Origin of the sequence: Vreelandella stevensii S18214 (assembly GCF_000275725.1) — a bacterium.
GTDB classification, from domain to species: Bacteria; Pseudomonadota; Gammaproteobacteria; order Pseudomonadales; family Halomonadaceae; genus Vreelandella; species Vreelandella stevensii.
In genome coordinates this window covers 1-13574 of the sequence record NZ_AJTS01000047.1, presented here as the reverse complement: position 1 = coordinate 13574, position 13574 = coordinate 1, and the positions used below count along the sequence as shown (strand labels likewise).

General features: G+C 58.8%; 15 protein-coding genes and 2 rRNA genes. 9 read left to right on the top strand and 8 right to left on the bottom strand.

What is annotated here, in order from left to right:
• Positions 1 to 14: 14 nt before the first annotated feature.
• A complete protein-coding gene (locus HSS18214_RS0114340; protein ID WP_016915968.1) occupies positions 15 to 1178 on the bottom strand; it encodes a MalY/PatB family protein in 1164 nt (387 codons plus the stop codon).
• A 38-nt stretch (positions 1179 to 1216) separates the two neighbouring features.
• Here HSS18214_RS0114340 and HSS18214_RS0114335 point away from each other — a divergent pair, with 38 nt between their 5' ends.
• Positions 1217 to 1648 carry a hypothetical protein gene (locus HSS18214_RS0114335; RefSeq protein WP_016915967.1) on the top strand — a complete coding sequence of 144 codons (432 nt, stop codon included), beginning with the start codon at positions 1217 to 1219 and terminating at the stop codon, positions 1646 to 1648.
• Positions 1649 to 1667: 19 nt separating this feature from the next.
• Here HSS18214_RS0114335 and HSS18214_RS0114330 read toward each other — a convergent pair whose 3' ends face one another.
• Positions 1668 to 2027, bottom strand: coding sequence for a hypothetical protein (locus HSS18214_RS0114330; protein ID WP_050980333.1), 360 nt, complete (start codon positions 2025 to 2027; stop codon positions 1668 to 1670).
• 66 nt (positions 2028 to 2093) lie between these two features.
• On the opposite strand from HSS18214_RS0114330, the gene HSS18214_RS0114325 reads away from it, so the two are divergent.
• From HSS18214_RS0114325 to HSS18214_RS0114305, 5 genes are all read left to right on the top strand, one after another.
• Positions 2094 to 2900, top strand: coding sequence for a hypothetical protein (locus HSS18214_RS0114325; RefSeq protein ID WP_016915964.1), 807 nt, complete (start codon positions 2094 to 2096; stop codon positions 2898 to 2900).
• 64 nt (positions 2901 to 2964) lie between these two features.
• The gene (locus tag HSS18214_RS0114320) at positions 2965 to 3372 is read left to right on the top strand and encodes an acyl-CoA thioesterase (protein ID WP_016915963.1); all 408 of its coding nucleotides are present in this window, start codon (positions 2965 to 2967) and stop codon (positions 3370 to 3372) included.
• A gap of 39 nt (positions 3373 to 3411) precedes the next feature.
• A complete protein-coding gene (locus HSS18214_RS0114315) occupies positions 3412 to 3714 on the top strand; it encodes a hypothetical protein (RefSeq protein WP_016915962.1) in 303 nt (100 codons plus the stop codon).
• Between the two features lie 12 nt (positions 3715 to 3726).
• A complete protein-coding gene (locus tag HSS18214_RS0114310; protein WP_016915961.1) occupies positions 3727 to 4248 on the top strand; it encodes a DUF501 domain-containing protein in 522 nt (173 codons plus the stop codon).
• A gap of 50 nt (positions 4249 to 4298) precedes the next feature.
• Positions 4299 to 4844: an LOG family protein gene (locus HSS18214_RS0114305; RefSeq protein ID WP_016915960.1), complete on the top strand. Its 546-nt coding sequence runs from the start codon at positions 4299 to 4301 to the stop codon at positions 4842 to 4844.
• On the opposite strand, the gene HSS18214_RS0114300 is transcribed toward HSS18214_RS0114305, so the two are convergent.
• Together HSS18214_RS0114300 and HSS18214_RS0114295 are read right to left on the bottom strand one after the other, a co-directional pair.
• Positions 4845 to 5354 (bottom strand): hypothetical protein, encoded by a 510-nt coding sequence (locus HSS18214_RS0114300; RefSeq protein WP_026001954.1) that lies wholly within the window; start codon positions 5352 to 5354, stop codon positions 4845 to 4847.
• A 50-nt stretch (positions 5355 to 5404) separates the two neighbouring features.
• Positions 5405 to 5902 (bottom strand): tetratricopeptide repeat protein, encoded by a 498-nt coding sequence (locus HSS18214_RS0114295; RefSeq protein ID WP_016915958.1) that lies wholly within the window; start codon positions 5900 to 5902, stop codon positions 5405 to 5407.
• Between the two features lie 249 nt (positions 5903 to 6151).
• Between HSS18214_RS0114295 and HSS18214_RS0114290 the strand changes: the two genes are divergently transcribed.
• Entirely contained in the window at positions 6152 to 7183 is a 1032-nt protein-coding gene (locus HSS18214_RS0114290) for an NADP(H)-dependent aldo-keto reductase (protein WP_016915957.1), read from the top strand.
• Between the two features lie 150 nt (positions 7184 to 7333).
• Complete coding sequence (gene yaaA / locus HSS18214_RS0114285; RefSeq protein ID WP_016915956.1) at positions 7334 to 8119, top strand: peroxide stress protein YaaA; 786 nt, start codon at positions 7334 to 7336, stop codon at positions 8117 to 8119.
• Here yaaA and HSS18214_RS0114280 read toward each other — a convergent pair.
• On the bottom strand, positions 8116 to 8691 hold the full coding sequence (locus HSS18214_RS0114280) for an isochorismatase family protein (RefSeq protein ID WP_016915955.1): 576 nt from the start codon (positions 8689 to 8691) through the stop codon (positions 8116 to 8118). The genes yaaA and HSS18214_RS0114280 overlap by 4 nt on opposite strands.
• Positions 8692 to 8833: 142 nt before the next feature.
• On the opposite strand from HSS18214_RS0114280, the gene HSS18214_RS0114275 reads away from it, so the two are divergent.
• Positions 8834 to 9685 (top strand): Tim44 domain-containing protein, encoded by an 852-nt coding sequence (locus HSS18214_RS0114275; RefSeq protein ID WP_016915954.1) that lies wholly within the window; start codon positions 8834 to 8836, stop codon positions 9683 to 9685.
• A 128-nt stretch (positions 9686 to 9813) separates the two neighbouring features.
• Here HSS18214_RS0114275 and HSS18214_RS0114270 read toward each other — a convergent pair whose 3' ends face one another.
• The 3 genes from HSS18214_RS0114270 to HSS18214_RS0114260 all read right to left on the bottom strand — a co-directional run bounded on the left by HSS18214_RS0114270 (position 9814) and on the right by HSS18214_RS0114260 (position 13492).
• Entirely contained in the window at positions 9814 to 10002 is a 189-nt protein-coding gene (locus tag HSS18214_RS0114270; protein WP_016915953.1) for a hypothetical protein, read from the bottom strand.
• A gap of 327 nt (positions 10003 to 10329) precedes the next feature.
• Positions 10330 to 10445 (bottom strand): 5S ribosomal RNA (gene rrf, locus HSS18214_RS0114265).
• Between the two features lie 153 nt (positions 10446 to 10598).
• Positions 10599 to 13492: ribosomal RNA gene (locus tag HSS18214_RS0114260) — 23S ribosomal RNA — on the bottom strand.
• Positions 13493 to 13574 lie beyond the last annotated feature (82 nt).

Genomic DNA, 13574 nt, shown 5'->3' with positions numbered 1-13574 from the left:
GTCGGCACAGCGCATCACGCGTTTAACAGCGTATCCATGCGTGACAACGCCGCTTCCAGCTGGGAAGCGGTGGTGCCAAAATTGAGGCGCACGAACCCCGGGCAACCAAAAGCCGCACCGTCCGATAGCGCCACGCCTGCCTGCTCCAACAGCACCTGAGCGGGCGACGCCCCCAGTCCCGCCTCACGCATATCCAGCCACGCCAGATAGGTGGACTCTGGCGCGCTCATCGAGACACCCGGCCACGTGGCCACGCGTGCTTCCAGCGTTGCCACGTGGCTGCGTAGCACCTCCAGCAACGCCTGCCGCCACGGCTCCCCGTCACGGTAGGCGGCCTCGGCAGCCACCAGGCCCAGTACATTGCCATCGGGCAAGAACCCTTTGGTGGCCGTGGCAAAGCGCTCTCTCAGTTCGGCATCGGCGATGACGGCACAGGCGCTGGTCAACCCGGCCAGGTTGAAGGTTTTGGACGGTGCCCACAGCGTGATGGTGCGCTTGGCCAGGGTGGGAAACATGGCCGCCAACGGGCGATGCGTGTCGCCCTCTCTCAATAGCAGGTCACAGTGCAGTTCATCCGAGACTACCCACAGGTCATGGCGCTCCACCAACGCTGCCAGGGCCGCCAGTTCTTCTGTGGACCAGACGCGCCCCGTGGGGTTGTGGGGATGGCACCATAGCAGCAGCCGCGTTTGTGGGGTCATGGCCGCTTCCAGCGCGGCAATATCCAGTGTCCAGGGCTCGCCAGGGGCGGCGGGCTCGGCTAACATCGCCTGCTGTGCCACGCGCCCCGTACGGGCAGCCACCGCCATGAAGGGGGGATAGATCGGGGCGACCGTCAAGATGCCTTCGCCTGGCTGGGTCAGCGCCATGGCGGCAAAGTGCAGCGCCGGCACCACGCCTGGCAGCCACTGCTGCCAGCTCGGCTCAATCGTCCAGCCATAGTGCTGGGCGCTCCATTGGCAGAGGGCATCGGTCAAACTGGTGGGCACTTCGCCGTACCCATAGACGCCGTGTTCGACCCGTGCCTGAAGCGCGTCTATGACGGCAGGGGGTGAGCGAAAGTCCATGTCGGCCACCCACAGCGGCAACACGTCAGCACCAAAGCGGTGCCATTTTTGGGATGCATAACCTCCGGCAGGCGCGCGTCGCTCAACAGGCGTGGCAAAATCGAATGCCATGATCGGTCTCACTTATGTTTACGAGGTAGTCACGCAGCATGCCGCAAGATGACTTTTATACCAAGGTGCGTACAGGACTCCCGGCACTGCTGCGTCAGTGGCTGTCGCTAGGCAGGGCTGATGTCGATCAGTTGGCGCTGATTCTGGCGGAAACGGCACGGGTAGCCAAATTGGGCACGCCGGAGTCGACTCCCAACGGCGCCACGCTCCGGCAGTGGTGCGAGGAAAGCACTGCTGAAATACCGCGCTGGGCGCCTCGTACGGCGGTGTTTCTGCTCAACCAGATGCCTGCCCGCCCTGCGCCACAAAGCGAAGAAGAAGCGTGCGCCTGGGCCTACTGCTGGCTGCGCAATCGTGACTTCGTGTCGCTGAACGATGCCCACGCCGCACTGCCCGAGCATCTCAAGGCACCGCTCGAGCAAGCGCTGGAAGCGGCCTGGCAGGACCAGCAGGGGCTGCGCCTGGTTTAGGCTCCGGATGAACACGGGTTCAGCGGCGTTTACGCACCGGCGATTTGGGCTTGAAACCTGCTGGCTTGGTGGCCAGCCACGTCACGAAGTCGTGAATCTCCGGGTCTGCTTGCAGCGCTTCCAGGCTGGCAAAGCGGTCGGCCAATTCACGCTCGCTATACAGGCGATGAACATGCTTATGGCAGGCGTGGCAGATCCAGACGATCGCCGTCAGCCGCTCTTCACGGCTATGCCGCTTCTGGTAACGCGGCTTGTCATGCAGCGTGCGGGGGATCAGGTGGTGCCTGGTCAGTGAGGTGTCGCGCTGACATAGCTCACAGCACGTCGGCCTGGGGGGCGGTGAAAGCGCATGCTTTTTTGAGGGGGTCGTCCGCGTCACGGTCTGGAGCCTCGCACGTTTGTCGCACCACTAAGAAATCACATAATAAAGCAAGGAAAACGCCGCATGATAGAAGTTCCGCTCACCTGGCAGCTGGCCAAACTGGGGCTGTCAGTCAGCATGGTATTAGGGTTGGGCGCGGTCGCCGTCCGCGCTAGCCCACGCCTGGCCGGTTTGCTTTCGGGCTACCCCCTGGGCACGGCACTGGCGCTGTTTTTCATTGGCCTGGAAATCTCTACGGATTTTGCCAGCGCAAGCGCCGTTCATACCCTGGCAGGCTTTACCGCCACCATGGCCCTTGGGGCTGGTTATATCGTGGCGGGTCGCCGCCCCGGCATGCCGGGCGTACTCGGCGGTGTACTGGGCGGTTTCGCTGCCTGGCTGGCCGTCAGTACGCTGCTGGCACAGTTCAGCTTTACGCGGGTCACCGGGACACTGGTCACGCTGTGCGCCATCGTGCTGTTCAGCTGGCTATTTCGTGCGGTGCCCGATGTCAAAAGCTCGGCCGGAAAGGCATTTTCCTGGTCAGCATTATTGGCACGCGCCACGCTGGCCACCGTCATCATCTTCACCATCACCCGGATCGCCCACTGGGTTCCACCGGAGTGGGCGGGGACTCTGGCCGCGTTTCCTGTCACCATGCTGCCCTTTTTACTCATCCTGCACTTGAACCACGGCCATGCGCCCGTGGCCACGGTCATCAAGCACTACCCCATGGGCCTGGGCTCACTGCTGTGCTATACGTTATGCGTTTCCTATACCTACGACACGCTGGGACTTTTCTGGGGCACGCTGGCCGGGTTTGCCGTGGCGACGCTCTGGCTGCTGGGCTGGATGCAGCTCACTGCCTGGTATCATCGACGCCGCGCTTGACCAAGCGCTCGCTTGGGTGAATGCTGACAAGGTATTTTGACACCTCCATAACAAGGATAAAGCGATGTTTACACGTATCATCGAGCCAGCCTTTTACGATACTGACGCTCTGGGCCATATCAACAATACCCGCCTGCCCGCCTGGTTCGAGCTGGCGCGTAATGATCTTTTCAAGCTCTTCACCCCTGATTTGAATCCACGCCAGTGGCGGCTGATCATGGCGCGCATGGAGATCGATTATCGCGCTGAGCTGTTTTATGGCCACGATATCGAAATACGTACCTACCTGACTCGGCTGGGCAACAGCTCCTTCACCGTGACCCAGGAAGCACGCCAACGCGAAACGTTGACGAACCTGGGACACACGGTCATGGTGCATTATGACCATCATGCCAAGCGTGCCGTCCCCCTCGAAGGAGAGCTGCGTCGGGCACTTTCCACACACTTAGTCACCGAGCCCGCACCAGCCTGATCGACATGGGCCACCCAAGGCGGGGCATCAGGAGTCCTTATGGCTATCCGCTACAATCTCTGGATTGATCCCGACAATACGGCGCAGCACCGCGCCGTCGAGGCCGACCTGGAGCGCTATTTCATGGAGCGTTTTGCCGATTACCCGCACATCCGCTTGTTTGGCGCAGACCCCTACGATTATGATGCCCCGTTCAATCGGCTCTACGATGCGCTGATGGCCCGAGCGGCGGAGTACTGCGAAGAGAAGTGGCGCTACGTGGCGTCACCGGAGCAGTTGAACCGCTGCTTTTTCAGAGCCGTAGGCCGTTCGACCAAATTCGTTCAAGACGATCAACAGTGAGACCCCTCAGCAATGGTTATTCGTACCGACCAAGCACCCGACGAACGCCAACTGGCGATTATCACCCAGCAGCTCGGGCGTGCCCCACGCGGTATCGAAGCCGTTGCAGCCACCGATGCGCATGGCACCCCTCTCGTGCTGCGCATGGCCCCCATCGTTGACGACAAACCGTTTCCTACCCTGTACTGGCTCTGCTCGGATCTGCTCAAGATCGAGATATCGCGTATCGAGGCCGTGGGCGTCATCAAGTCGCTGGAGCAGCGCCTGCAGGAAGAGCCCGAGTTTCTCGCCGCCTATCGACAAAGCCATGAAGATTACGTGGCCACGCGTTGGCATTTCATGAGCGAGGCCCAGCGGGAAGAGGTCGCACGACTGGGTTACACCGATGTGCTCACCGAGCGCGGCGTTGGCGGCATCAGCAACTGGCAACAGGTACGCTGCCTGCACACCCAGTACGCACACCACTTGTGCGGCCACAATGTGATCGGCCAGTGGATGGATGAGCATTACGACGTTCAACGCTGTCTGGCTTGAGTCGACAGCGGCACCCCGCCCCTCCCCGTTTACGATAAGGACTCGTTATCATGTCTCGTATTTGTGTCTACCTCGGTTCCCGTGAAGGCAGCAGCCCCGCTTTTCGTCACGCGGCCCATACGCTGGGAAGCGCACTGGCCCAGCGCGGTCATACCCTGGTATACGGCGGCGCACGGATAGGTCTGATGGGGGCGTTGGCCAATGCAGCGCTGGATGCTGGCGGTGACGTCATCGGCGTCATGCCTGACCACCTGGTGGAGCGCGAACAGGCGCACTTCGGGCTGACCGAATTGATTCGCGTACCCAACATGCACGAACGCAAGGCGACCATGGCGGCCAACGCCGATGCATTCATCGCCCTGCCCGGTGGCATTGGCACGTTTGAAGAGCTATTCGAGATATGGACGTGGGGGTATCTGGGTCTCCACGACAAGCCCATGGGGCTGCTGGATACCGACGGCTTCTACGCTCCGTTGCTGACCTTCCTGGATGGCACCGTTGGTCACGGATTCATGGCTCAGACGACACGTGACATGCTGCTGGACGCGCCCACGCCCGATCAACTTCTGGATGTGATGGAAACCCAGCTACGCTAGTCAGGAGCAGCGGCCAAGCTGCGCCAGGGTACGTTGGTAGGTCAGCTGCAACAGGCGCGCATCTTCGCCTGCCCGATGACGGTGGATGCTGCGCTCGGCTACGAGGGCTTCCTTGGTCTCGCTCCAGATCGCCTGCTGCTCTTCACTCATCAGGATACGCAGCGCCTCCAGACGAAACCGCGGCAGCATGCCCGCATGATGGAACAGCAGCGATAGCCAGGTATTGTCGTAGCCCCAGCTATCGCTGTACGCCTTGCCAAGTTCGCGCAGCTCATCGTTCAGCCAGTGGGCTACCTGGCGCACCGGGTAGCCCTCCTTGATCAATCGATCACGGGAAATGCCATGCAGCAGCTCGGCCTTCGGGTCCCAGTGGGTCCACTCTTCGAGGGGCTGAATCAGAAACGCGCAGCAGCTGCCGTCGGCACGTGCGATGCCAACTTCGATCGGGTAGCTGCCACGTCCAAACCCGGACGCTTCAATATCCAGCACTGTTGGTAGCGTCTCGGACACTGCTTTCCTCATCAGTCTATCGGCAGGCCAACGACCTGCTGCGAACCCGCTCACGCCGCTGCGCGACGGCCCGCCAGCGAAGGTTGTTCGGCCAGATTCAGCCAGTAGGCGGCCTGGGCCTGGTCTACCACCAGCCCAAGCTCCCCCCGTCGGTAGGCGCGCACCAGGCGCTGTGCCGCGAGGTAATGGCCTGCCTGAGCTGCACGTGCATACCAGGTCACCGCGTAATCCTCACGCTGTGGATACTGCACGCAGCCATGCTCGTAGATATACGCAAGCTGATACTGTGACTTTACATCACCCGCCTGGGCCGCTTCCAATACATAGCGGGCTCCGCGCGCTTTATCCTGAGGCGACACGCTACGATGAAACAGCATGTGCCCGTACAGCGACTGGGCATCAGGATGCCCCGCTTCCGCACAACGCTTGAAAAGACGCATCGTCAGCCGTTGGGTACGCGGCGAGCGCGGCAACAGCCAACGCGTGTGAAACAGCTGCTCGGCCAGACGAAACTCCAGCCGAGTCAACAGCGATGATACTTGCGGCATGGCAAACCACCCTGCCTCTTTTGCTTGGAAAACTTCGGCTAGCGCCGTTCAGGAGCCGCTAACCACGCGATAAATCAGCCCTGGGCCGATTAATGGGCTGGCAAGCATACGCTTGCCTTGGCGCCGACTCAACCCTATTGATTTGCTGCTTTTGTAGCGCCTCGTTAACATGGCTGCCAGTGGTCGAATATGGCGCTTCTCAGCGCCTTGCCACCCGAGCACATCACGTCTCAATTAAGGAGAGAGTCAATGCAAACGCGCCCCTTGGGTAGAACGGGCATCGACGTCAGTCGTCTGTGTTTAGGCACCATGACCTTTGGTGAGCAAAACAGCGAAGCCGAAGCTCACGAACAGTTGGATCGCGCCGTTGCGTTTGGCATCAACTTCATCGACACGGCGGAAATGTATCCGGTTCCCCCCAAGGCAGAGACGCAGGGGCTCACCGAACGCTATATTGGCACCTGGCTGCAGGCGCGCGGTGCCCGTGATGACGTGATCATCGCCACCAAGGCAGCAGGCCCAGGCCTGGATCATATTCGCGGTGGGCCCAAAATGAGCCGGGAACACCTTCATCAGGCCATCGACACCAGTCTCGAGCGGCTCCAGACCGACTACGTGGATCTTTATCAACTGCACTGGCCCGAGCGCAGCACCAACTTCTTTGGCAAGCTGGGCTATGTGCACGATGAGCATGAAGAGACCACCTCTCTCGAAGAAACCCTATCGGCCCTCAAGGAACTCGTCGATGCAGGCAAAATTCGTGCCGTGGGCCTTTCCAACGAGACCCCCTGGGGCGTCATGCGCATGCTGCATCTTTCGGAGCAGTTGGGCCTGCCCCGGGTGGCCTCCATTCAGAACCCCTATAACCTGTTGAACCGCTCCTTCGAGGTGGGTCTGGCAGAAATCGCTCATCGTGAAGATGTCGGGCTGCTGGCCTACTCTCCACTGGGTTTTGGCGTCCTGTCAGGCAAATATCTCAACGGCGCCCAGCCTCCCAAGGGCCGTCTGACACTGTATGAGCGTTTCAAGCGCTACACCTCGCCAGAAGCGGAAGCGGCGACACAGGCTTACGTGGATCTGGCCCGAGAGCATGACCTGGACCCCGCGCAGATGGCGCTGGCCTTCGTCAACTCGCGTAGCTTCTTGACCAGCAACATCATCGGCGCGACGACCATGGATCAGCTGGAAAGCAACCTCGCCAGCGAAGGGCTCAAACTGGACGAAGACGTGCTCACGGCCATCGATGACATTCATCGCCGCATGCCAAATCCCTGCCCCTGATGCCCCTGCGCCCGATAGCCCTGCCGCTATCACCCCGATAGCCTTGGCACACCCCAAGGCTTGATATAATAGCTGCACGATTTCTCGTCACTGCCCGCACGTTCGCGTGGGGCAGTGGCCTATTCCTGGTCACGGCAAAAGGAGCCCGCCATGCTGAGCGTCATTTCCCCGGCCAAAACGCTGGATTTCGAAACGCCCTCCACTACCGATCAGGTGACACAGCCTGACTTTCTGGAGTATGGCCAGCCGCTGATCGATATCTTGCGTGGTTATTCACCTCAACAGCTGAGCGATTTGATGGGCATCAGCGACAAGCTGGCCGGGCTCAATGCCGCGCGCTTTGCCGAATGGCAGCCCCCCTTCTCCCTCGATAACGCCAAGCCCGCCGTTCAGGCATTTCAAGGAGACGTGTATACCGGTCTGCAGGCCGAGACTTTCAGCGAGGCAGACAACCGCTTTGCGCAGCAGCATCTGCGTATCCTCTCAGGCCTCTACGGCTTGCTGCGCCCGCTGGATCTCATTCAGGCCTACCGTCTGGAAATGGGCACCAAACTGCCCAACGATGCTGGCAAGGATCTTTATGCCTACTGGAAGCCGGTGCTCACGCCCGCGCTCAACCAGGCGATTGAAGACAGTGGTTCCAGGGTTTTGGTCAACCTGGCCTCGAACGAATACTTCAAGGCCATCGACACTCGGAAGCTGGATGCACGCATCATTACGCCAGTGTTCAAGGACGAAAAGAACGGTACGTTCAAGATCATCAGCTTCTACGCCAAGAAAGCCCGTGGCTTGATGAGCGCATGGATCATCCAGCAACAGATCAACGACCCCGATGCCCTGACATCGTTCGATGTGGCAGGTTATCGCTTCGACTCGGCCGCATCGGAAGGTGATACGCTGGTCTTTACGCGCAAGGAAGCCGACCGCGACCGCTAGAAAAAGGTTACCGGCCATGGTGAGCGCGGTTTGAGGAAGCGCTGGTGCACCTCCTTGAAAAGCGGGGTGTCACAGCGGTGCAGCCACTCATACGCCACCATGTCGGCGCTGACGGCCACCGCGCCTGCCGCACAGGCACGCGCTTTGGCCAGTTGCGCCTCTTCGCGGCGACGGCTAGCCGTTGCTTCGCTCAGCCAGAACACCTCGTAGCCCGCCTCCCGCAAGCCCAGCACACTTTGCAGTACGCAAATGTGAGCTTCCGTGCCACAAACGATGATCTGATGTCGCCCCAGCGCTTTGAGGGCCTGTGCAAAGTCAGGCTCTTCCATGACGCTGAAATGCGTTTTTTGCCATCGTTCATGTGTGCCCACGGCCTTTACCAGCCCCGCCGCCGTACCGCCTAAACGCTCCGGGTACTGTTCAGTCAGCCAGCGTGGCACCTGCAGCATCTCGGCCACCCCAGCCAGCCAGGCCGCTTCGCGAATGGCCAGTTCGCCGCCCTCGATGACGGGCAGTAATCCGGCCTGGAAATCGATCAGCAGCAGCAGACTATCTGTCTTATGAATACGCACTTTTTCACCTTACTTTTGTCTTTATAGTGTGTGTCAGCATAACCCAGACAGGACGTTACACGGTACACTGGCCCTCGTTTATGGATTGGGAGCTGGGTTCCCGGCGCCTTCCGTTTTCTGCATCCTGAAGGGAGAAACCTCAATGTTACGACAGTTTTTTGTCATGCTGCTGGTCAGCGTGATGGGTATGAGTGCCGCTATCGAGTATGCCGAAGCGCGCCGCATGGGCGGTGGTGGCAACGTGGGCAGTATGTCTCGCTCGGCGGACCGCCCCGCCAGCACGCCTGCCCAACAACAGGCCCAGCCTGCCCAGCAGGGTCAGGCAGGCGCTGCTGCAGCTCGCCGTGGCGGCATGGGTGGCATGATGGGCGGCCTGCTGGCCGGTGGCTTGCTGGCAGCGCTGTTCTTTGGCGGCGCCTTCGACGAGCTGCGCATGATGGACCTGCTGGTCATGGTGGGTGTCGCAGCGCTCGCCGTCTTCGCGTTCCGCGCCTTCATGCGCCAACGTCGTCCTGCCACGCAAGCGGGTTATCAGCGCGAACAGCATGGTGACGCTGCCCCCGCTCCCACCAGCTTCTCTTCGTCGGCAGCTCCCGGCAGTTTAGCCAGCGGCCTGCAAAGCACGCCTGCCTGGTTCGACAAAGAGCGCTTTCTCGGCGGCGCCAAGGAGCACTTCATGACGCTGCAGCGCGCCTGGGACAATAACGACTTCAGCCAGATTCAGGAGTACGTGACCCCCGAGCTCTACAACCTGCTGCGCGAAGAGCGCGCGCAGGAGCCTGCCAACAACCGCACGGAGGTCGTGCGCCTGTTCGCCGAGCTTGGCGATATCAATGAGTACGACGGCGTTGCCGAAGCCACGGTCATCTTCCATGGCCTATTGGAAGAGAACGGCGAACAGACCGAGTTCAACGAAACCTGGCACCTCACACGCGCCATGCGTGACCAGGCTCCCTGGTACCTGCAAGGCATCGAACAGAACCCGGGTGCCTGATACGCGGGTCATTGACCGCTGCAACGCAAAACAGCCGCTGATTCAGCGGCTGTTTTTTTATGCTTGACCCGTCAGGTTCGGATAGCGGGTGATGCATTGCTTGGTTTTTCAGATTTAGTTTTTCAAATTTAGTTTTCGGCAGACTCTTCGATGCTCTCGCCCATCTCTTCCAGGCTTTCACCGGCGCTTTCGATGCTGTTATCAATGCTTTCGCCAGCCTCCTCGGCGGGGCCCTGATTATCACAGGCCGCCAGACCACCTACCATCAGCGCAATGAAAAGCGCAGTCGCCAGCTTCTTGATGATCGTCGTATTCATGTGGTTCTCCTCCTGAGTCATTACTCCAAATCATTCAATTACATACTAAAAGAGCATAGGGTTGTACACCAGATGTGAAGAGTAAGGAGTTGTTATAAATTATGTTAAGCCCGCCTGCTTTGCGTAAATATCGTGCACTGTCCACACACCACTATTGTACACAACGCACAGCAAAAAGCCCCGAACACAGAGTGCTCGGGGCTTTTTGCTTAATAAGTGCCTGACGATGTTCGGGCCGGCCATCCGGCGGGCGGCGCTCCGCTACTCTTCAGGGGGAGACCCCCAAAAAGCAAAACCCCGGCGATAAGGCCGGGGTTTCGTATAAGTGCCTGACGATGACCTACTCTCACATGGGGAGACCCCACACTACCATCGGCGCTAAGCGGTTTCACTTCTGAGTTCGGCATGGGATCAGGTGGTTCACGCGTGCTATGGTCGTCAGGCGTAACAGGTAATGCATATCATGCTGAGGTGTTCTTGACGTGTATTGTGTGCGTCTCTTGTCAGCAAGCGCTCTGGCTCACTGCGGCGTATCCGGTGTTGCGAGTGCGTTCACACTCTTCGTTATCATCACGACCAGACCCCTTGGGTGTTATAGGGTCAAGCCTCACGGGCCATTAGTACACGTTAGCTCAACGCCTTGCAGCGCTTCCACACCGTGCCTATCAACCAGCTGGTCTCGCTGGGCCCTTCAGGAGGCTCTAGGCCTCGGGGATGTCTCATCTTGAAGGGGGCTTCCCGCTTAGATGCTTTCAGCGGTTATCCCGTCCGACCATAGCTACCCGGCAATGCCACTGGCGTGACAACCGGAACACCAGAGGGTCGTCCACTCCGGTCCTCTCGTACTAGGAGCAGCTCTTCTCAAACATCCAACGCCCACGGCAGATAGGGACCGAACTGTCTCACGACGTTCTAAACCCAGCTCGCGTACCACTTTAAATGGCGAACAGCCATACCCTTGGGACCGACTTCAGCCCCAGGATGTGATGAGCCGACATCGAGGTGCCAAACACCGCCGTCGATGTGAACTCTTGGGCGGTATCAGCCTGTTATCCCCGGAGTACCTTTTATCCGTTGAGCGATGGCCCTTCCATACAGAACCACCGGATCACTAGAACCTGCTTTCGCACCTGCTCGACGTGTCTGTCTCGCAGTCAAGCACCCTTATGCTCTTGCACTCATTGCACGATGTCCGACCGTGCTGAGGGTACCTTCGTGCTCCTCCGTTACGCTTTGGGAGGAGACCGCCCCAGTCAAACTACCCACCACACACTGTCCTCGATCCGGATCACGGACCTGAGTGAGAACGCCAATGATGCCAGGCTGGTATTTCAAGGTTGGCTCCCCTCGAACTGGCGTCCGAGGTTCAAAGCCTCCCAGCTATCCTACACAGGCAACATCAGCGTCCAGTGTGAAGCTATAGTAAAGGTTCACGGGGTCTTTCCGTCTAGCCGCGGGTACACCGCATCTTCACGGCGATTTCAATTTCACTGAGTCTCGGGTGGAGACAGCGTGGCCATCATTACGCCATTCGTGCAGGTCGGAACTTACCCGACAAGGAATTTCGCTACCTTAGGACCGTTATAGTTACGGCCGCCGTTTACCGGGGCTTCGATCAAGAGCTTCGGACGAATCCTAACACCATCACTTAACCTTCCGGCACCGGGCAGGCGTCACACCCTATACGTCCTCTTGCGAGTTGGCAGAGTGCTGTGTTTTTACTAAACAGTTGCAGCCACCTGGTATCTTCGACCGGTTCGGGCTTGGAGAGCAAGTCTCGTCACCCTACGCCGGCGTGCCTTCTCCCGAAGTTACGGCACCATTTTGCCTAGTTCCTTCACCCGAGTTCTCTCAAGCGCCTTGGGATTCTCACCCTGACCACCTGTGTCGGTTTGGGGTACGGTCGCACATGATCTGAAGCTTAGAGGCTTTTCCTGGAAGCGTGGCATCAATGACTTCGACACCGTAGTGTCTTCGTTTCGTGTCTCGGCCTTGAAGGGTCCCGGATTTACCTGAGACCCCAGCCTACTCACTTTCACCAGGACAACCAACGCCTGGCTCACCTAGCCTTCTCCGTCCCCCCATCGCAATCATGTCCGGTACGGGAATATTGACCCGTTTCCCATCGACTACGCCTTTCGGCCTCGCCTTAGGGGCCGACTCACTCTGCTCCGATTAGCGTCGAACAGAAACCCTTGGTCTTCCGGCGAGGGAGTTTTTCACTCCCTTTATCGTTACTCATGTCAGCATTCGCACTCGTGATACCTCCAGCATGCTTCTCAACACACCTTCATCGGCTTACACGACGCTCCTCTACCGCTCATCCGTAAGGATGAACCCGTAGCTTCGGTACCTGGTTTAGCCCCGTTACATCTTCCGCGCAGGCCGACTCGACTAGTGAGCTATTACGCTTTCTTTAAAGGATGGCTGCTTCTAAGCCAACCTCCTAGCTGTCTGAGCCTTCCCACATCGTTTCCCACTTAACCAGGATTTGGGGACCTTAGCTGACGGTCTGGGTTGTTTCCCTTTTCACGACGGACGTTAGCACCCGCCGTGTGTCTCCCACGCTTGCACTCACCGGTATTCGGAGTTTGCCTCGGGTTGGTAAGTCGGGATGACCCCCTAGCCGAAACAGTGCTCTACCCCCGGCGGTGATACGTGAGGCGCTACCTAAATAGCTTTCGAGGAGAACCAGCTATCTCCGAGCTTGATTAGCCTTTCACTCCGATCCACAAGTCATCCAAATCTTTTTCAACAGATCCTGGTTCGGGCCTCCAGTTGATGTTACTCAACCTTCACCCTGCTCATGGATAGATCGCTCGGTTTCGGGTCTATATCCAGCGACTGTGTCGCCCAGTTAAGACTCGGTTTCCCTACGGCTCCCCTATACGGTTAACCTCGCCACTGAATATAAGTCGCTGACCCATTATACAAAAGGTACGCAGTCACAGAACAAGTCTGCTCCTACTGCTTGTACGCACACGGTTTCAGGATCTATTTCACTCCCCTCTCCGGGGTTCTTTTCGCCTTTCCCTCACGGTACTGGTTCACTATCGGTCAGCCAGGAGTATTTAGCCTTGGAGGATGGTCCCCCCGTCTTCAGTCAAGGTTTCTCGTGCCCCGACCTACTCGATTTCACGTGATCAGATTTTCGACTACGGGGCTATCACCCGCTATGGCCAGACTTCCCAGTCTGTTCGTCTAATCCGTCACACGCTTAAGGGCTGGTCCCCGTTCGCTCGCCGCTACTAGGGGAATCTCGGTTGATTTCTTTTCCTCAGGGTACTTAGATGTTTCAGTTCCCCTGGTTCGCCTCCTGCCCCTATGTATTCAGGACAGGATACTCATCTTGTGATGAGTGGGTTTCCCCATTCAGAGATGTCCGGGTCGCAGGTCGTTTGCCACCTCACCGAACCTTATCGCAGGCTACCACGTCTTTCATCGCCTCTGGCTGCCTAGGCATCCACCGTGTGCGCTTCATTGCTTGACCCTATAACCCGAAGGAGTCTGGGGTTCGCAATGATAACGATTGCCGGATACGCTTGAGACGTATCACAATACAATTTACGTAA